At 52.8% G+C, this 18,907-nt stretch carries 16 protein-coding genes; 15 read left to right on the top strand and 1 reads right to left on the bottom strand.

Annotated features, from left to right (window positions below; all coding sequences use genetic code 11):
* The first annotated feature begins 227 nt into the window (after positions 1–227).
* From J7M22_01885 to J7M22_01815, 15 genes are all read left to right on the top strand, one after another.
* Positions 228–1,691 (top strand): helix-hairpin-helix domain-containing protein, encoded by a 1,464-nt coding sequence (locus tag J7M22_01885; GenBank protein MCD6505352.1) that lies wholly within the window; start codon positions 228–230, stop codon positions 1,689–1,691.
* Positions 1,688–2,575, top strand: a complete 888-nt coding sequence (locus tag J7M22_01880; protein ID MCD6505351.1) for a peptidyl-prolyl cis-trans isomerase — start codon at positions 1,688–1,690, stop codon at positions 2,573–2,575. The genes J7M22_01885 and J7M22_01880 overlap by 4 nt, the downstream gene beginning before the upstream one ends.
* 6 nt (positions 2,576–2,581) lie before the next feature.
* Positions 2,582–4,783 carry an ATP-dependent RecD-like DNA helicase gene (locus tag J7M22_01875; GenBank protein ID MCD6505350.1) on the top strand — a complete coding sequence of 734 codons (2,202 nt, stop codon included), beginning with the start codon at positions 2,582–2,584 and terminating at the stop codon, positions 4,781–4,783.
* Between the two features lie 359 nt (positions 4,784–5,142).
* A complete protein-coding gene (locus J7M22_01870; protein MCD6505349.1) occupies positions 5,143–5,475 on the top strand; it encodes a winged helix-turn-helix transcriptional regulator in 333 nt (110 codons plus the stop codon).
* Position 5,476: 1 nt separating this feature from the next.
* On the top strand, positions 5,477–6,220 hold the full coding sequence (locus tag J7M22_01865; GenBank protein MCD6505348.1) for an amidohydrolase: 744 nt from the start codon (positions 5,477–5,479) through the stop codon (positions 6,218–6,220).
* 90 nt (positions 6,221–6,310) lie between these two features.
* Entirely contained in the window at positions 6,311–6,601 is a 291-nt protein-coding gene (locus J7M22_01860; GenBank protein ID MCD6505347.1) for a nucleotidyltransferase family protein, read from the top strand.
* Positions 6,598–6,939, top strand: coding sequence for a DUF86 domain-containing protein (locus J7M22_01855; GenBank protein ID MCD6505346.1), 342 nt, complete (start codon positions 6,598–6,600; stop codon positions 6,937–6,939). The genes J7M22_01860 and J7M22_01855 overlap by 4 nt, the downstream gene beginning before the upstream one ends.
* Positions 6,936–8,387, top strand: coding sequence for a hypothetical protein (locus J7M22_01850; protein ID MCD6505345.1), 1,452 nt, complete (start codon positions 6,936–6,938; stop codon positions 8,385–8,387). Before J7M22_01855 ends, J7M22_01850 begins: the two co-directional genes overlap by 4 nt.
* Before the next feature lie 65 nt (positions 8,388–8,452).
* On the top strand, positions 8,453–9,295 hold the full coding sequence (locus tag J7M22_01845) for a fumarate hydratase (GenBank protein ID MCD6505344.1): 843 nt from the start codon (positions 8,453–8,455) through the stop codon (positions 9,293–9,295).
* Between the two features lie 324 nt (positions 9,296–9,619).
* Entirely contained in the window at positions 9,620–10,273 is a 654-nt protein-coding gene (locus J7M22_01840) for a restriction endonuclease (protein MCD6505343.1), read from the top strand.
* A 2-nt stretch (positions 10,274–10,275) separates the two neighbouring features.
* The gene (locus J7M22_01835) at positions 10,276–11,826 is read left to right on the top strand and encodes an SAM-dependent DNA methyltransferase (GenBank protein ID MCD6505342.1); all 1,551 of its coding nucleotides are present in this window, start codon (positions 10,276–10,278) and stop codon (positions 11,824–11,826) included.
* 20 nt (positions 11,827–11,846) lie between these two features.
* On the top strand, positions 11,847–12,614 hold the full coding sequence (locus J7M22_01830) for a hypothetical protein (protein ID MCD6505341.1): 768 nt from the start codon (positions 11,847–11,849) through the stop codon (positions 12,612–12,614).
* 180 nt (positions 12,615–12,794) lie between these two features.
* Entirely contained in the window at positions 12,795–13,316 is a 522-nt protein-coding gene (locus tag J7M22_01825) for a hypothetical protein (GenBank protein ID MCD6505340.1), read from the top strand.
* A gap of 766 nt (positions 13,317–14,082) precedes the next feature.
* Positions 14,083–15,261 (top strand): anhydro-N-acetylmuramic acid kinase, encoded by a 1,179-nt coding sequence (locus tag J7M22_01820; protein ID MCD6505339.1) that lies wholly within the window; start codon positions 14,083–14,085, stop codon positions 15,259–15,261.
* A gap of 50 nt (positions 15,262–15,311) precedes the next feature.
* Complete coding sequence (locus J7M22_01815; GenBank protein ID MCD6505338.1) at positions 15,312–16,727, top strand: sulfatase-like hydrolase/transferase; 1,416 nt, start codon at positions 15,312–15,314, stop codon at positions 16,725–16,727.
* Here J7M22_01815 and J7M22_01810 read toward each other — a convergent pair.
* Complete coding sequence (locus J7M22_01810) at positions 16,720–18,615, bottom strand: hypothetical protein (GenBank protein ID MCD6505337.1); 1,896 nt, start codon at positions 18,613–18,615, stop codon at positions 16,720–16,722. The genes J7M22_01815 and J7M22_01810 overlap by 8 nt on opposite strands.
* Between the last annotated feature and the right edge of the window lie 292 nt (positions 18,616–18,907).

Genomic DNA, 18,907 nt, shown 5'->3' with positions numbered 1-18,907 from the left:
GAAAAGATTTGATTCTTTTTCGGCCTTTGGTGCCGGGAGGGGAGATTTTACCCTTATCAAAGCGTTGAAAAGCCCTGGGTTTTTTCATGGTTCACTGGAATTCATCCCAATCTATTGTGTATAATAAATCTAACGAGGAACTGGGGATTGGGAAAGCTAAAGCTCCTCACACACCGTGTCCCCTATCGGCTTTGCCATATCCTGCTATGATCGGGATCGGTGGTGAAATGGTTCTCGTCCTTCTCCTATCAGCGGCTTACTCCGTTATTCTACCCTACGGGGTGGAAATCGAGGATGAATCGGACCTGATCGATCTGGTCGAGGAGGGCCTGCTGGACGCCAGAACCGCCGAGAACCTATTGGAGATGATGGAGGATCCGCTGGATCTAAGCACGGCCTCACGGGAGGAGATATCGATGATCCCCGGCATATCCGATGAGGACGCCGCTGCTATCCTTTCCCTGCGTCGTGCCGGAGGGCTGAGGGAGCTAAACGACCTTCTGAACCTGGAGGGATTCGACGAGAGGAAGATATCGATGATCAGCCCGTTCTGTAAGGTCTCAAGGCTGAAGCCCAGCATCTGGATGGAGCTAAGGGGAAACGGACGGAATTTTACGATCCTGACCGACGGAGGAGCCATGGGAGCGGGATTCGGGATGAGAGGCGATATCGGGCCGGACGAACGGAGGGTATCGGGTTGGTATCTGACGTGGCGTCTGGGATGTGTAAAGATCGGCATGGGATCCCATCGCGTTCGTTTCGGGTCTGGCCAACTGGCCGGATATTCGGCAGGGAGCTCAGTTGAGATCGATCCCGACCTGACGGCAAGCAGAAGAAGGAATATGCTGGCCCTCTCCATGGAACGTCATCATCTCCTCGCATCCCTCTTCTCCTTCTCATCGGGAAACGGAGCTCAACTCGGAGGAGCCGTCGTCCTCCCGATAAATGATGCCGTCGGCCTCGGCGCGCTGGGATATGGCGGCAAGAGGGGATGTTTGGGAATCTGGATGGGCGTCGGAAGGGAGAACAGGCTGGAGGTCGAGGTCGGGGGGAATCGAAACGGAATGGCGTTTGAATCGAGGTATTCCCTGAGCAGAAAAGGAGGGAGGGTGGAGGTGCTTGGATGGCGTCATGGATTGAGTTTCGATCCGGATCTGGGCAGGATCTATCGGGGGGAGAGAGGGATAAAGATCGGAATTTTCAGGAGGGGTAGGATAAAAGGGGTGGGAGTGAACGGCGCCGGAAGGCTGACCGTCGTGCGGGATAAGCAGACGGGCGGATCTAGATCGTATCTCAGGGTCTATCTGAGCCTCCGCCCTTTTTCGAACCTCTCAGGCGGTCTCTCCATCTACAGATATCTGCGCGGAAATCCGTCGCCCGATTATGCGAGCCGAAGTTTTCATATTTGGACCTCTTCCGAGATCACTCGAAGGATGCGTTTAAGGGTTAAACTCGTCATATTCAGACGCCTTTATGCCTCCGGACCTAAATCCGACGGCTACGTTCAGCCTGAGATCATCCATCGACTGCCCGCCCATGTGGAGGCCGGGGCCGGCGTGAAGATAGAGAGAGGAGGAGATTGGTCGTGGCATGCGGCGATTCGGTCGAAGGGAAGATTAAACGGATATCTCCGTCTCGGCGGATCCACCGGCGTTGAAACCGCCTATCTGAGAGTGAGGGGCGGGATATGAAGAGGGCTTTGGTCATCACTTTGATGCTCCTCATAGTGGGATCGCCTCTGAGAGGGGAGATAATCGAGAGGGTCGTGGCGGCGGTCAACGGCGAGGCGATAACGCTGACGGCATTGAGGGACGAGGTGGAGAGCATGGGAGGATCATGGGGTCTTCCCCAGGCGAGGCGTAAAGCGCTTGAGAACCTCATCGGTCGGAAGTTATTGCTGCAGGAGGCGCGGAGATATGGCATATTCGCCCTGGAAACCGAGGTAAAGGCCGAGATGAACAAGATCATCTCCGGATTCGTATCGGAAAGGGCCTTCAACGAGGAGCTCGAAAGGAGAGGTATGACCAGGAGGGATATCGAGGAGGAGATCCGCCAGCGAGTGATGATCTACAAACTGATCAGAAGAAAGTTCGAAAGCTCTATCCCTCCGATCTCCGACGCTGAAGCCGCCGAATATTATCGACGGAACAAGGAGAAGTTTATCGATCCCGAGCGCGTCAGGATCGAACAGACGATCATCCCAAAGGGGCAGGGGAGGGATCTCGCCCTCAAGGTTGCCGATAAGCTGCGCCGAGGTGAGGAGATAAAGGATCTGAAGGCGATCCTCACCAGAAGCTCCGTCTACACCCCTGTCGATAAATTGCCGTCCGATATCGCCGAGGCCGTGAGAAAGCTCAAGGTTGGGGAGGTGAGCGATCCGATCGAAACCCCCGCCGGATACCTCGTGCTGAAGCTCGTCGACAGAAAGCCGCCGAGACAAAAAAGCTTCGATGAGGTGAAATCTGAGATCAAACTCCTCATACGCAAGGAGAAAACGCAGCGAGCCGTGACGGAATGGATAAACAGGCAGAAAAGCTCAGCCGATATACGCATACTCGATCCATCCCTGAGGTGAACGGCGATGGAGGTGCTTAAGGGAACGCTTGAAAGGATAGTATACGTCAACGAGGAGACCGGATACACGATAGCGCGGTTCAGCTCACCCGATTTCCCGTTCGAGCAGATCACCGTTGTGGGAAATCTGATGTCGGCTTATCCCGGAGAGAGCTTGATCCTAAAGGGATGGTGGGTGAACAACCCGAAATACGGCAGGCAGTTCAAGATCATGGATTACGAGACCACCATGCCGGCGACGGTCGTTGGGATAAAGAAATATCTCGGCTCCGGACTGATCAAAGGGATAGGCCCGATCATGGCCTCGCGCATAGTCAACGCCTTCGGCCTAGAGACCATAGATGTGATAGAGAAAACCCCCGAGAGGCTCTTCGAGGTTCCGGGCATCGGACCCAAGAGGGTTGAGCGGATCAAAAAGGCATGGGAGGAGCAAAAGGAGATCAAAAACATCATGCTCTTCCTCCAGTCGCACGAGGTGAGCACGACGTTTGCCGTCAAGATATACAAGACTTATGGGGATGAGGCGATAAAGGTCGTTAGGGAGGATCCCTACAGACTCGCCGATGACATCTACGGGATAGGGTTCAAGACGGCCGATAAGATCGCGCAATCGGTCGGGATGGCGAAGGACTCCATCTCGCGCGTGATGGCCGGCGTTCAGTATGTGCTGAGTCAGAGAGCGGATGACGGTCATGCTTTCCTGCCGATGGAGGAACTGGTACGGTGGAGCATGGAGATACTGGAGGTGGACGAGGAGAAGGTAAAACAGGCCGTTGGGGAACTCGCGTCCAGGGAGCAGGTTTTCGTCGAGGGTGAATCCGTATATCTCGCCCCGTTTTATCACTCAGAGGTGGGGGTTGCCAACAGATTGGCGAGGCTCTTGAAAACCCCCGGATTCTCCCTGAGTGAGGCGGCGGCTGAAAGGGCGATAGGCAAGATTGAGCGACGTTTGGGGGTTAAATTCGCCGAAAATCAGAGGGAGGCGATACGACGGGCGTTGAGCGAAAAGGCGCTTATCCTGACGGGCGGCCCCGGAACGGGTAAAACCACAACGACCATCGGCATGATAGAGCTGTTTGAGGAGGCCGGCCTTAAGGTGCTCCTCGCCGCACCAACCGGCCGGGCAGCGAAGAGGCTGAGCGAGGTGACGGGGCGCGAGGCGAAAACCATACACAGGCTTCTCGAATTCTCACCCGATGGGGGATTCAAACGGGATCAGCATAACCCCCTCGAGGGCGATGTGGTGATCGTGGACGAGATGTCCATGGTGGATCTGATCCTGATGAACAACCTGCTTAAAGCGATCCGGCCGGAGTCGAAGCTGATCATGGTGGGAGATGTCGACCAGCTCCCGGCCGTCGGAGCGGGAAACGTGCTGAGGGATCTGATAGATTCGGAGGTCGTGCCGACCGTCAGACTGACCCAGATCTTCCGACAGGCGCAGCAGAGCATGATCGTCATGAACGCCCACAGGATAAATCGAGGCGAGATGCCCCTGCTGAAGGGGCCTAAAGATAGGGACTTCTTCTTCATCGAGGAGGAAGATCCCGAAAAGGCCGCCGACCTAGTGGTGGACCTCTGCTGTCGTAGGCTGCCCGATTATTACGGATACGACCCGATAGACGATATCCAGCTCCTGGCCCCGATGAGAAGGGGATTGTGTGGGGTGGACAGGTTCAACGATATGCTCCAGAAAACCCTGAATCCATCAGGCGATGCGATTCCCCGGGCGGGGAGAAACTTCAAACTCGGGGATAAGGTGATGCAGGTGAGGAATAACTACGAATATGAGGTGTTCAACGGGGATATAGGCCGGATCGCCAAGGTGGACCTCGTCAATCAGAGGGTCAGGGTAACGTATCCGGAGAAACCGGTGGATTATGACATGGCGGATCTCTCGGAGCTGGTTCTGGCGTATGCCATAACGACGCATAAATCACAGGGCAGCGAATACAGGGCGGTGGTGATGCCCCTGTTGATGCAACATTACATGATGTTGCAGAGAAATCTGCTCTACACGGCCGTGACGAGGGCTAAGGAGCTGGTCGTGATAGTTGGGTCCAAACGGGCGATGAGGATGGCGATAAGGAACAACAAGGTAGCCAGGAGGTATACGGGATTGGTCGAAAGATTGAGACGATCAGTAAAGGAAGGGTATGAGCTCCTCGATCAGGGGATCCAACAGCTTTCACTGTGGGATATGAGATGATACCGAAAAGACTGAGGGTTCTCATAAGCGCATCACAGCCTCTGGCCTCTTACCTCGCCACCTCCCTCCAGAGGGAGGGGCATGCCGTCGTGAGAACCTCACCGACGGACGGGCCGAGCGGTGTGGCCGAATCGGCCGAGAGGTATCGGGTTAACGCCGTCCTGATCGAGATATCAAATCTGACTCAGCCGGATCTCTGGAACAGGATAACGGAGAGGCTCATTCGATCCAGGGTCACCGTGATCGCCCTGACTTCCGAGAAGGAGATCTCGAAGCTGGAAGGGTTGAACGTGGATGACTTCATCCTCTTCAACCCCGATTCATCTCCTTCCTGTAACTCAACTGAGGTCGAATGGCGAATGTATCTGGCCTTGAAGGGGAATGAAAAGGAAGAGGAGGAGATCATCCGGATCGGCGATATAGAGATAATCCCTTCCAGATACGAGGTTTGGGCCAAAGGCAGGCAGGTGGTTTTAACCCTCAAGGAGTATGAGCTTTTGAAGTTCCTCGCCACTCACCCCGGCCGGGTTTTCACGAGGGAATTTCTGCTGAGTGAGATTTGGGGCTACGATTACTACGGTGGAACCAGGACGGTGGACGTCCATGTAGGCAGGGTGAGATCGAAGCTCGACGTCGAAAACCCGGTCATCAGGACGGTGAGAGGCGTGGGATATATGCTTGAGGAGGTGTGACATGTCAAGGCTGATAATAGATTTCCACAACCATCTCGGCAAAGGCGATCCCGACGCCGGACCGCTTCAGAGGGACCTATACCCCGATATGCTCATCAGGGTTATGGATGAGGGAGGGGTGTGGAAATCGGTCGTCTTCCCCGTCAAATATCGGGATTTCAAGGCGGCATGCGATGAGATTAAGGGATATGTTGACAGATACCCCGGGAGGCTGATCGGCTTCGGCAGGGTCGGCGATACCCCGGACGCACCCGATATCGTCGAATACTGCATCGATGAGCTGGGTTTCAAGGGGTTGAAGATCCATCACGGCCTTGAGAACATCGATCCCGACTCGCCGAACCTGAAAAAGGTGCTCGATATCGCCGAAGAACGCCAGTTCCCGATCATCTTCGACGCCTTCTCTCAAAATGCGGAGAAGGTCTTCAAGGTGGCTGAGGCCGGCTACACCTTCCCGATCGTGATGGCACACATGGGAGGGCTTTGGAACGTCACCTGGATGGATAGATGTATTGAGCATGCCGAGAGATATCAGAACGTTTATCTGGAGACCAGCTCCGTCCTTCTGTTCGCTAAGATCGAGGAGGCTGTAAAGAGGATCGGCGCCGATAGAATAATCTTCGGCACGGATGGCCCCGGAATTCATCCGGCCCCTGAGATCAGAAAGATAGAGATCCTACATATCCCCGAGGCCGATAAGGACAAGATACTGGGCCTGAACGCCAAGAGACTGTTGGGGATATGATTCGGGTTAGATGTTCACGCGCACACCTAGCCCTTACGCTGGTCTGATGAGCTGTTCTCCGATAGAGGACGATTGTAAGAGGTGGAAACGATGAAGATGAATAAGAGGGAGATCTTCGAGAAGATCTCTCAGATGCTCAAAAATGAGGGGGCAAAGCGGATAGCCGTCTTCGGTTCCTACGCAAGAGGAGATGAGAAGCCAGGAAGCGATATCGATATTATAGTGGAATTCTCAGATAGAAAGAGTCTTCTCGAACTTGTAAGGATAGAAAGGGAACTATCTGAGATCCTTGGAATAAGAGTGGATCTGTTGACGGAAAAATCCATAAGCCCATATTTGATTGATATGATAAAGAGGGAAATGGAGGTAATTTACGGGTGAAGAAAGATGATTTCGTATATTTAAGGCACATTTTAGATGCTATATCCAGGATAGAGGAGTATACTCAGGACATAACCTATGAGCGCTTTATGAGCAATCATCTTATACAAGACGGTGTGATAAGACAGATCGAAATAATAGGCGAGGCTACGAAGAGGTTATCCCGGGATATCAGGGAAGCAAATCCCGAAATCCCTTGGAGAGATATAGCAGGAATGAGGGATAAACTGATACACGATTATTTTGGCGTAGATTTAGACGCCGTCTGGGATACAGTTGAAAGAGATATTCCCGCTTTGAAGGATAAGTTAGGGAACCTCTTTGAAGAGAAAGGATGAACAGACTTCAGAACATCATTCTGCCGTTCGTTTTCTTCGCCCTGATTCCCTTTGCCTACTCCTCAAATCCAGCAGCGGGGATGTTCAACGTCTACTTCGCCCTGGACGAGGCGATGGGATATAGGGGGGTCAGGGATGATATCTCCGAGGTCTATAAGGCAGGGATAATTCTCTTCCATCATTACTTTCAGGACGAGTATGCCAGGGATAGGGATGGAAATCGGTTCTGGGGCGGGCTTCTGGGATGGATCTCCAGAAATCCCGTCGAGGGAGAGAAGCTGGATATGTTTAAAAGGAGGCTCGGCTCCAGGTTGGGATGGAGGTTGTTCTTCTGGGAGTATTATCTGAGTGAGGTCAAAAGTCAGACAGAAGGCAGGGGAAAGGTCATAATCGGTGAGATGTACGCCATGTTCGCCCTGAGGCGGTGGTGGGATGAGCTTGAGAGGTTCGTGGATGAGATCTGTCGATTTGAGTCGGAGTCCTACCCGGGCGGGATAGCCGGATGGTATGTGGCCGAGGAACCCAACAGCCCTGGAAAGAGGTACAGACCTGCTTTATATGAGGAGCTTATAAGGAGGATCAGAAAGGTGGAGGAGGAACGAGGATGGCGTAGGCATGATATCTACGTGGACATCTCGCCCTCCAACCCGCCCGAAAGGGTCATCCCCTTCGTGAAGGATGCCGATGTCGTCATAATCAGTCCCGACGCCTACATCTGGGCGGCCGGAAGGCCGCGGGATATGTCCAGGTATGACAGGATCCCGCTTGCCATCTGGAGGATGAGATCACATCTAGCACGGGCGAAGAACGAAAGGGCGAAGATCCATGTCGCGCTTCAGGCATATCAATCCCCGACAAACCTGCAGATGCATCAACAAATAAGGCTGGCCTTTCTGGGGGGATGGTTCATGAGAGGTAGGTTTAAAATCCCTGTGAAACCTCCCGACGGGATCTGGCTCTGGTGGTGGCACGCCTGCAAGTCGGCTAAAGCATGGAGAAAAAGGATCAACCGATGGGATCTGAACACAGAATACGCCTGGAGCGAGGCGGTATCATCCGAGTTGAGCCATCCGAAGGATAAGGCGATCAGGCTAGAGGGAAAGCATAGATGGAAAAGGGACGTCTATCTAATCGGTGATCTCATCGTGCCCAAGGGAAGCCAATTGACTATAGATCCCGGCGTTAAGGTCAGGTTCTCCCCCGTGGATCGTTTCGGCGGCGGGATCGATCCCAGAAGATGCGAGCTAATAGTTGAGGGGAAGCTCGTAGCGGAGGGGACTGGCTCCAGGCCAATTCTGTTCACCTCCGGCGCTAACGTCAGGGATTTCTTCTATCCGCCGAGAAACCCGGCCAAATGGGACTGGTACGGGATAAGGGCTTTGGGTGAGGTTCAAATGGCAAACTGTATCATCAAGGATGCCCTTCACGGGGAGGTCGTCCGAAGGTAGGGGCGAAAGATCTTTCGCCCTTTAGGTGGTGGCGAAAGACCCTTTGCTCTTAAAGAGGTGAACGTATGAAGGTCATACACGTCTCCCAGATCACCGAGGCGGTCGCAAAGCTATGTCAGGAGGCTAACTTCGACCTTCCAGAGGATGTGAGCCGTGCCCTTAGAAGGGCATTACAGGAGGAGGAATCGGAGCTCGGAAGGGAGATAATTCAACAGATACTCGAAAACGCCGAGATAGCTCGCCGGGAACGTGTGCCTATCTGTCAGGACTGTGGGTTGGCCGTGCTCTTCATCGAGATGGGCCAGGACGTCAGGGTCGAGGGAGGAAGCCTGGAGGAGGCGATAAACGAGGGCGTCAGAAAAGGCTATTCGGAGGGGTACTTGAGGAAATCCGTCGTCCGCGATCCCATAGACAGGGTCAACACGCGCGATAACACCCCCGCTGTGATACATTATCGCGTGGTGGAGGGAGACAGGCTTAAGATCCTGCTTGCCCCGAAGGGAGGGGGCAGCGAGAACATGAGCGCTCTAAGGATGCTCACCCCGGCCGATGGAGTTGAGGGGATAAAGAGGTTCGTGATTGAAACGGTGGATCGCGCCGGCGCCAATCCGTGTCCGCCGATCATCGTCGGGGTGGGGATAGGAGGAACCTTTGAAAAGGCGGCCCTGCTGGCTAAAAAAGCCATTATGAGAGAGGTGGGCTCGCCGAACCGATCGCCGCACATCGCAAAGCTCGAAAGGGAGCTGCTTGAAGGGGTGAATTCGCTCGGAATAGGTCCACAGGGGCTCGGCGGCAGGATAACCGCCCTCGCCGTTCACGTCGAGACCTTTCCGTGTCATATAGCGAGTTTGCCCGTGGCGGTCAACCTTCAATGTCATGCCGCAAGGCATAGGGAGGTGACGATCTAGCACAATGAGAGATAGACTTTCTCAGTTCAGATGATGCAATGCTTCAGTAATAATTCCTAAGTTCGCTTTTTGCTCTTGACAGTTTTTTCAAAAATCACGTATAATCATCTTAAGGTTAAGCTTAACCAGAAATTCTGGATAATCACAAGTTCGGGTAGTTGCTCGAACAACTTAATGAGGCGGGAATCCTGCTCCACTTGGTTTGGCAGGACTTCGCTCCGCTTCACCTATTGGTTGCGGAAGTTCACATTTTGTGCGTCCTTCCGCAAGGCAGGGGTTTGCTTATCTCACGTCCGTTGGATAGCGACATGGAGGCTAGACATAATGAAGCCCAAATTGACACTGGGGAAGCTTAAGGCTGAGGCGCGAAGATTCGCCGAAATCGAGTCGGCACATCAGGAGCCCTCATTATATGGCGTCACTGATGGGAAAGCTATTGGCACTTACTTCGAGCATAAGTTCCGCCTCTATCTCCGCGAAAGGTATGAATTTGAGGAAGGAAGCTCTGCAAGCGGTATAGACTTTCCCGAACTTGAAGTCGATATGAAAGTCACAAGCATAAAACAGCCTCAATCATCATGCCCTTTCAAATCGGCACGCCAGAAGATATATGGTCTTGGATATTCTCCGCTTGTCTTTGTGTATGAAAAAACGGATGATCCCGAAACATCCACTGGAAATCTCAACATTCTGCACATAATCTTTGTCGACAAGGATCGGACAGCAGATTTTCAGACAACAACGGGTCTTCGCCGAATCCTCGAAAATCAAGGCAACAAAGATGACATCTTGGCTTTCCTCGAAGAACGAAGGCTTCCAGTAGACGAGATCGGAGCGTCAGCGCTCGCTGATGAGATTCTCGTTAATCCCCCAGAGGTTGGGTATCTTACAGTCTCGAACGCCCTTCAATGGAGGCTTCAATACCGTCGAGTGATCGAGATAGCCGGTTCAGTCACAGGGATTGAAAGGTTGAAATAACAATGAGTGATCAGAGACGGCGCAAAGTTGAATTTGGAGATTTTCAGACCCCCCTTAACCTAGCCCGAGAGGTATGCGTACTCATTGCACAGACCGGGTTTCGCCCCGCTTCTATTCTTGAGCCGACATGCGGAACTGGCTCATTTCTTCGAGCCAGCTTAGAGACGTTTCCAGATTCGCTGTATGTTCTGGGCTTTGAGATTAATCCGAAGTACGTAGAGAGAGCGCGCAATGCAGTTGCATCGGTTGTACCATCACACACATATATCGAAATTCATCAGTCTGATTTTTTCCTTACCGACTGGTCGAGGGTAGTTGAAAAACTACCCGAACCTATTCTTGTTATAGGCAATCCGCCGTGGGTGACGAATGCGGAATTAAGCGCTCTAGGTAGTAAGAACGTTCCGACAAAATCGAACCTCGACAACCTTCGCGGTATTGATGCTCTCACCGGCAAAAGCAATTTCGACATTTCCGAGTGGATGTTGAGAAGGAATATTGAATGGCTTAATGGTAGGGATGGCCTGCTCGCCATGCTATGCAAGACGACAGTAGCTCGGAAAGTCCTTGTTTACGCTTGGCAAAAGGAGTTAACAATTGCATCAGCTTCCCTTTACTATCTGGACGCACAAAAATATTTCGGCGCTGCAGTTGATGCATGTCTTCTCATAATTAGGGCCCAACCAGCAGGCCAAAATAGAGAGTGTCAAGTTTATGCCTCTCTTCACGCAGAGCTACCTACCGATGTATTTGGTTTGCGGGATGGAATCCTTGTGGCCAATGTCCGCTTGTACGAGAAATGGAAAAACCTAGCGGGGAGTGGATTGAGAGGCTGGCGGTCGGGAATAAAGCACGATGCCAGCAAGGTATTTGAATTGCGCTTGGACAACGACAAACTGGTTAATGGTCTTGGAGAATATGTTGATGTTGAACCTGATGTGCTTTTCCCTCTGCTAAAAAGCTCCGATCTTGTGGCGCATAGAGCTCCCCGGCGATGGCTGCTTGTTCCACAGAGGACAATGGAGGAAGATACAAGCCACCTGCAAACTGACGCTCCCAAGACATGGAATTATCTTGTAGCCCATGCGCATCTTCTGGACAAAAGGAGAAGTTCCATATACAAGAACCGTCCCCGCTTCTCAATCTTTGGGATCGGGCCATATTCCTTTGCCCCGTGGAAAGTTGCTATCTCAGGGTTATATAAGAAACTCGATTTTGTTCAAGTACCGCCTTTTCAGGGGCGTCCAGTGGTTCTCGACGATACGTGTTACTTTTTCCCGTGCCAATCTGAAGAGGAATGTCGCACACTCCATGAGCTTGTTACATCCGAGCCCGCCAGAGAATTTCTGTCGGCTTTTATCTTCTGGGACGCGAAGCGCCCAATTACGGCTCGTCTTCTCAACTTGCTTAACTTAGCAGCCCTAGCGCGAGTCTTGGGTAAGGAGAACAGCATCACGCGAATACTTGCGGAGCGACAGGTTGTGAAATACACGGAAGGAATGCACCAACTTCTTCTGTTCAGGGAGGGCATTTCCGGGTATAATGGCAAGTGATGCTGTAAGGGAACTAGCTATTGACGCTTATCATTAGGCAAGCATTTGAAAGGATTACAGACGGACGAAACGCTAAAAGAGGTGAAGACATCATAATGCCTGACTTGCGGGAAAGGTTAATGAAAATAGCTGAGTATCATAGTTCTGAATGGTCCATGCGCCTGAATGAAGTCGGAGGTCTAGGTGTTGGGGGCACTGAGCTTGCTTATCGTCCACATTTCGTTCAACAGGCAGACACTGAGGACGAATACATCAAGATGGCTCTTGAAATCTCAATCTCACAAACTTGGGAAGAGGCTGCTTGGTGCTACGTGTACGGGCAGTTTCGGGCTTGTATTCTCCTATGCGCCACCGTGCTCGAGCTCGCTCTCAAGTACGAGCTTTATAGGAGGGATCAGTCTACCTCATCCACGCTGGGTCCGATTATTGATAAATGCGGCAAGATCGGAGTTCTCTCGAAATCTTTGGTTGCGAAAGCCAAATCTGTGAATATCCGACGGAATGATGTGATCCACGCTAATATTCAGACTAACCGTCCTGAATCTCTACTCTATCATACTGGGGAAGAACATGAGATCAAGCCGATTGAGGACCTGTCAAGGAACATTACCAGTGATGGGAGGCTCATGGGCGACGGTGAAACTATTTCGATCTCCTTTGCAAGAGGTCGCGTCAGCCATTCAAGAGTTGACGCCTTTAAACAGGCTGCCCGAGCAAGCCTGTTCGATGTAAGAGAGATTCTTAAATTCCTATATCCTGTTGAGAGGGATGACCAAGAGAGCAGATGATGTGGACGAAAGTCGTGCCGCATCATAACAAGCGCGTGCAGCCGACAACTGTTCCGTTGTGCTCTATAACGGCGGCTGACGCGCAAGCCGTTAGGCAATAAGCCAGCATGTGTCACGAAAATCACGCAGGATGCCCCATCGCTTGCGGCGGGGAGTTTCATTTGCCAAGGAAGTGAGACTATGGAAGAAAATGAACAATGGGAATATGTCTGGTGTTATTTTCGTAATCTGACACACGCGATTTATAGGGAGATACGGCATATAGGCCCTCCAACAGACTCTGAAGCTAAATGTTTGATTGATGAAACTTCTCCATATTTTGGCGCTGCGAGGAAATGTCAGAAGAACAGAAAGAGGTTAAAATCCTCTGTTCCGTTCCAGGCTGTGACTATAAATGACACCAATGCTATCATTGCGATATACCGAGAGCTTTCAGGACTAGCCCCACAGGAAGTGCTTGATATATTTCTGAATTACCGCTGGCTGTCTTCATATGGTGGAAGCAGATGGGGTGATATTACGAGACAACTTCTTACTCTAAAAAAGGCGATTGATACAAGTGATCTGAAGAAAGCACTCGCAGTCTGCGGAAATATTCAACGCCTTCCTCACAATAGTGGAAGGCTTGTGCCTGCCAAACAAGAGTGGGTGCAATCTAAATGGTTGCAAGAGAAATGGCCCGTGTGGTGTGACAGTGAATAGTTCCATGCGAGGCGACGCAATTCTGATAAGGCTTTGCGCTTCGGGGCAATGAGAGTGTGCAATATAGTTGCCCAACCCTGTGTGCAGCGGATTGGCTTCGCCTCGCTACGCTCGGCTCGCCAGCCGCTGACACTTATCGTTAAGCAGTCGCAATGACGTGGAGTACGGATAAGGTCTAACAATGAAACATCTCCAGCTAAACACCGAGGAAGCACAACAGATCTTCACTATTGGAAAGTACTTCATTCGTTGCTATTTGGCAGCGCGAGATGGCTTAAAGCAGCTTGGAATCCTTCGTTCGGATTGAACGCTTCAGGCCGACTATGCTGAGTGGGTAGCCGCCAAAGTGCTGAGATTGCAACTTGCAGCCTCAGGCGTTGAGAAGGCAATAGACGCTTGAGGCAATGCAGGTCATATTTATCAAATCAAGTCGCGTCTTGTAAAGAACCTACATCAGAATACCTCTTTTGATATTCGCAATATTACGGATCGATTTGATTTCTTGGTGCTCGTGTTCTTAAACTCCTCGTTTGAGGTGCTTACGGTCCTGAAGGTGCCTTATGAAGTAGTCCGGGAGTTAGGTTTCCAAACAGCCAGTACATTTCGCTTCCGCTGGAATCGGTCAGTGGCTTCAGATTCAAGAATAGAGCGAGTCGTTTGGACGGATGACAACACCGTCTAACCTCCGCTGCACCCGACCCCCTCCGTTGGCGCTGCGACGGGCGGCCGAGCACACATCTATCACGCATCGCTGGGGTGAAAGGCGATGCTTCCGGATGGATGGCGTTGGTTGTCGGATTATGCGAGTGGAGATGAACGGTTAGTCATCGGCTTGATCTCCGGCACCTCCGCCGATGGCGTGGACGCCGCTCTGGTGAACATCATCGGGGGCGAGCCGGAACGGGTGGAGGCCATAGCGTTCCTGACTCTGCCCTATCCCGATGAGATTCGAGAGGCGGTGTTGCGGGTTTCACACGATGGTGATGTGGGGATGCTCTGCCAACTTAACTTCGCACTGGGGGAGAAGTTCGCCGAAGCGGCTATGCAGGTGATCGAGATCGCCGGGTTGTCCATGAGACAGGTACACCTCATCGGCAGCCATGGTCAAACCGTCCGTCACCTGCCGTCAGGGGGAGGTACGTTGCAGATCGGTGAACCTGGGGTCATCGCATACCGAACGGGAGTGCCTGTAGTGAGCCACTTCCGGGGAAAGGACATAGCGGCGGGCGGACAGGGAGCGCCTTTGGTGCCGCTGGTGGACTGGTTGTTTTTGCGTCATGCCCGTAAAAGCCGCCTCGCCCTTAACATCGGAGGCATCGCTAACATAACGGTGCTGCCCGCAAAGGCGACCTTGGAGGAGGTATTCGCCTTTGACACGGGTCCGGGCAACATGCTCATAGACGGCGCTGTGAGGCACTTTTCCGGTGGGACACAAGCTTTCGACAGGGATGGCACATGGGCGAAGCAAGGCAGAGTTGATCGGCACTTGCTGGACTGGCTCATGTCTCATCCCTTCCTGCGACAGCCTCCGCCGAAGTCAACGGGGCGTGAGATGTTCGGCGCGGCGTTCCTGCAGGAGGTGTTATCTCGTGCGGAACACCGGGATATGGCGCCCTGTGATGTCATTGCCACGTTGGCGGCCTGGACCGCGGAAAGCATCGCCGATGCCGTCCGGCGATTCGTAACGTCAAAGGTCGGGCAGGTGGACGAAATCATCCTCAGCGGCGGCGGAGCGAACAATCCGACTCTGATGGCGATGCTATGGGAACGATTGAAACCGGCAGACCTGCGGCGCAGCGATGAGATCGGAATTCCGGCCGATGGTAAAGAAGCCATAGCCTTCGCCGTCCTGGCACATCGGACCGTTATGGGGCTTGCCGGTAATCTGCCATCAGCCACCGGCGCTTCGATGACTGTCATCCTGGGCAGCCTGACCTTACCATGAGTCGAGAGACATGCATCCGTGAGTAATATTCCATCGAAAAGGAGGGGAAAATGAACGTAATAGTTATTCTCACCGATAGCTTACGCGCAGATCACTGCGGGGCATACGACGGCGTGGGAGGGATTGAGGTTTGCTCCTACGCCGGCAGAAAGGTCGAAACGCCCAACTTCGATCGATTGGCGAAGGAGGGGACGCTGTTCGCACACGCATACAGCGAGAGCCTGCCCACCATCCCTAACAGAACCAACCTGTGGACGGGAAGGACCCAATTCCCGTTTCGGGGATGGCAGCAATTCGAGCACTCCGATTACCTGCTGGCGGAGGTGCTCTGGGATAAGGGATATACCTCGGCGCTTATCACCGATACCTATCACATGCATAAACCCATCTACAACTGCGGCCGGGGTTTCGATACGACGGTCTTCGTCCGCGGACAGGAGTATGACCCCTGGATAGTCGATCCGGATATACCCGTCGATCTCTCCAGATGGCATAAGCTCCGAGGCGATAAAAGCGATGATCTGTGGAAACCCCGATTCGAACAGTATCTCCGCAACAGATCGACCTTCAAGTCCGAGGAGGACTGGTTCACGCCACGTGTGGTGAAGGAGGCGATCAGGTGGCTTGAGCATCAGGTTAAGGATCGAGGACGTAAGGACAAGCTGTTCCTATGGGTTGACAGTTTCGATCCGCATGAGCCCTGGGATCCGCCCGAGCCGTTCAGATCGATGTACAAGGAGCCCGGCTATACCGGTAAGGATCTCATAGATCCCGTGCCCGGCCCGGTTGAGGGGTATCTGAGTCAGGAGGAGCTGAATCGGGTTAGATCCCTCTATGCAGGTGAGGTGAGCTTCGTCGACAAGTGGATAGGTGTGCTGCTCGATGCGATACGGGATCTGGGCTTATACGATAACTCCCTCATAGTCTGGACCTCAGACCACGGGGAGCCGTTCGGCGAGCACGGGATAGTTCGCAAGGCTAGGCCGTGGAATTACGAGGAGCTGGTGCGGATACCCTGGGTCATCCGCCATCCGGAGTTCGGACACGGCGAGGTCGTGGATGCGCTGGTTCAGCCCGTGGATATGATGCCCACCATATTGGATCTGGCCGGGATACCTACTCCGCTGCCGCTCGTCTTCAGGGCTCCTAGCTCGACGGGGACCTTCCCCCAGGATATGCCCGTTGCCCGCAGAGAGGTGAACATGCACGGATTTAGCCTGCTCGGCCTGATGAAGGGTGAGATCGAACAGGTAAGGGATTACGCCTTTTCAGGCCATTACAGGCAACAGTGGAGCATGCAGGATCAGGAATGGAGGTTCATACTGCCCATAGATGGGAGCAGGCCGCCGGAACTGTATCATCGTCCCGATGACCATTACGATCAGAATAACGTCATAGAGGAGCACAGGGATGTGGCCGAAAAATTGGAGCTGGAGCTGAGACGCTGGGCTGCCAGTCTCAGATGAACCTATACATATATCTCCCCATGATGCTTCCCAGAAGGCCCCAGAAGCTTGCCATGACGAACTGTCCCAGAACCAGGCCGATGAAGAAGTCGCTTGCCTTTCGATGCATCCTCAGTCCGCCGAATTTCAGTATCACCCACTTGATCAACCAGCTTATGAATATCGAGAACCAGAGCAGGTTCAGCGACCACGTTCCGCCCACCACGTATCCCGCTGCGTGAAAGGGCCACCAGATGAAGAGACGACGCATCGTGATCAGGAAGAATCCCATGAGGAGGCCGAATCCCATCCAGATCATGGATCTCACGTTCGGTCCGCGCGAGTAGCTGAGCCATCTCTGGATCTTGTTGAAATTGGGCCATCCGTCCCACGTGCTCCCCCAGAACCTATATGCGGTATGCAGATAGGCCCAGCAGGCGGAGAGCGAGCCGACGACGATCGCCAGGATTATCCCCAGGATCAGAAGTCTATCCATCTTGAGCTTCGCCCTCTCAGCTATCTTAAACGCCTCGAGCTGATGGGGTTGAGGGTTGCTTCTGTGGGCATAGGAGAGAAAATGCAGATAGCCGAACATCGTCAGATTTTCCGGTCCGATCGGCCTCGTTCCCACAACCGTCACCATGATATCCTCAGGCCGGAAGGCCAGATCGTGCATCGGATATCCGATCTCCGCCCTGATGCGGGTCACGACGAGCGAGAATGAGAGGAGGATGAGGAAAAAGGCCGAGGCGACCCACACCTTCATCCCGGCAAAATAGCAGAATCCCACGAGATACCCGAAGCTGAGCAGGAAGCCCAGGATCGCCCATCTGCACGTTCTTAGTTCATCCCGATCCTTGTCGGGATATCCCAGGAGGCTTTTTAGGATTCTCAACGCCTGAAACCGGTACATCCACAGGACGAAGAGCAATATCGCGAGGCAAACCCCTATGGACTGCTGCCATACGAACGGGAATCCTCGTAGGGCCTTCACGCCTATGACGCTTCCGAACACCCTCTCAAAGCGCCAGAACCAGTAGAAAAACCATGTGGAAAAGGCCATGTCCAGGGGCATGAAATAGGCCAGACCTATCGCAAAGGGATGGAACTCGATCGGAACCCATCCCAGGGCGTTCCACGGTTTGGTCGTGAAGTATTGACTCAACATGAACCGTCCGTACAGTATGGTCGGGATGATCGGAAACAGGTAATGGAGGCCGTTTATCAGATCTCTACCCCCCGATACGGCGAAGCCTATCCATAACAGCTTCGATCTGAAGAGGTTGATCTCCCCATCTATTATCTCCATCGGAATTTGAGCTAAAGGATATGCGAGCCTCTCGTGTTCCGTCCACTGCCGGCGGATCAACAGGTTCATGCAAAGCATGCATAGAACGACCGCTATGACCACACTCGACCATGCTATAGAGGGAACGAGCCATGCCCTTATGTACTCCTCCCTGTAAAGGGTTCTGTAGAAAAATCCCCTTTTGTAATATCCATCTAAGACCGATCTATCGGTGACCACAAGCCATTTGGGGACATAGGGATGGATGAGCTCCGCCCACTCGTTCTCCGGCGTGGCGAAATAAAAGGCGTGACCCAACAACGGATAGAGCCTCTGGATTATATCAAACCCGGCTATACCGGATGAGACGCATAACATGGCGTATAGAAGCAACATCTCCCCCTTCGTCACGGATAATGAGGGCAGAAACCGCTTCAAAGGGACGTTCAGGAAGGTCAACACGAAGATGACGAAGATGGTGTTCATAAAGAGGGAGACGCGCGTGAAATTCACGCCGTGTCCGACCACGCCGGTGTCCATCACCCACAGATTGTTCAATGGCACGATCACCATAGCGATGAAAATCAGCTTCGCCCATATAAACCGTCCCCTCATGTTCACCTGATCCCTCCCCCCATGGATGGCGAAAAGCGATCTTTTCCGGTCTGCCCCTAAGCGAGATGATATTTTTAAAGGGTGGATTAAGCTCCCCTGGTTTCAGGCGGGGCAACTCCGTTTTAGGTATAACACATCAAGCGGCTTCTGTCAATCGGCGATTTCCAGGGCCAGGACTTCGCAAAAACTTTTGAAGAATGCAGATGGGGAAAGGCTTAGATGGTGTAAGTGATTCAAAGGAAATTCGCGCTCTAATCTATCGCGAATTTGCTCAAAAACCCTTATGCTGCCTAGATTT

Source organism: Candidatus Poribacteria bacterium (genome assembly GCA_021162805.1).
GTDB lineage: Bacteria > Poribacteria > WGA-4E > B28-G17 > B28-G17 > JAGGXZ01.
The sequence above is the reverse complement of the archived record's forward strand: the minus strand, read 5'-3'. Positions and strand labels throughout refer to the sequence as shown.

Bases quoted from the DNA above. Each gene is read 5' to 3' on its own strand.
- J7M22_01840 (MCD6505343.1), top strand. From the start codon at position 9,620: ATGAAGCCCAAATTGACACTGGGGAAGCTTAAGGCTGAGGCGCGAAGA.
- J7M22_01885 (MCD6505352.1), top strand. From the start codon at position 228: ATGGTTCTCGTCCTTCTCCTATCAGCGGCTTACTCCGTTATTCTACCC.
- J7M22_01815 (MCD6505338.1), top strand. From the start codon at position 15,312: ATGAACGTAATAGTTATTCTCACCGATAGCTTACGCGCAGATCACTGC.
- J7M22_01850 (MCD6505345.1), top strand. From the start codon at position 6,936: ATGAACAGACTTCAGAACATCATTCTGCCGTTCGTTTTCTTCGCCCTG.
- J7M22_01875 (MCD6505350.1), top strand. From the start codon at position 2,582: ATGGAGGTGCTTAAGGGAACGCTTGAAAGGATAGTATACGTCAACGAG.
- J7M22_01860 (MCD6505347.1), top strand. From the start codon at position 6,311: ATGAAGATGAATAAGAGGGAGATCTTCGAGAAGATCTCTCAGATGCTC.
- J7M22_01845 (MCD6505344.1), top strand. From the start codon at position 8,453: ATGAAGGTCATACACGTCTCCCAGATCACCGAGGCGGTCGCAAAGCTA.
- J7M22_01835 (MCD6505342.1), top strand. From the start codon at position 10,276: ATGAGTGATCAGAGACGGCGCAAAGTTGAATTTGGAGATTTTCAGACC.
- J7M22_01880 (MCD6505351.1), top strand. From the start codon at position 1,688: ATGAAGAGGGCTTTGGTCATCACTTTGATGCTCCTCATAGTGGGATCG.
- J7M22_01825 (MCD6505340.1), top strand. From the start codon at position 12,795: ATGGAAGAAAATGAACAATGGGAATATGTCTGGTGTTATTTTCGTAAT.
- J7M22_01870 (MCD6505349.1), top strand. From the start codon at position 5,143: ATGTATCTGGCCTTGAAGGGGAATGAAAAGGAAGAGGAGGAGATCATC.
- J7M22_01865 (MCD6505348.1), top strand. From the start codon at position 5,477: ATGTCAAGGCTGATAATAGATTTCCACAACCATCTCGGCAAAGGCGAT.
- J7M22_01820 (MCD6505339.1), top strand. From the start codon at position 14,083: ATGCTTCCGGATGGATGGCGTTGGTTGTCGGATTATGCGAGTGGAGAT.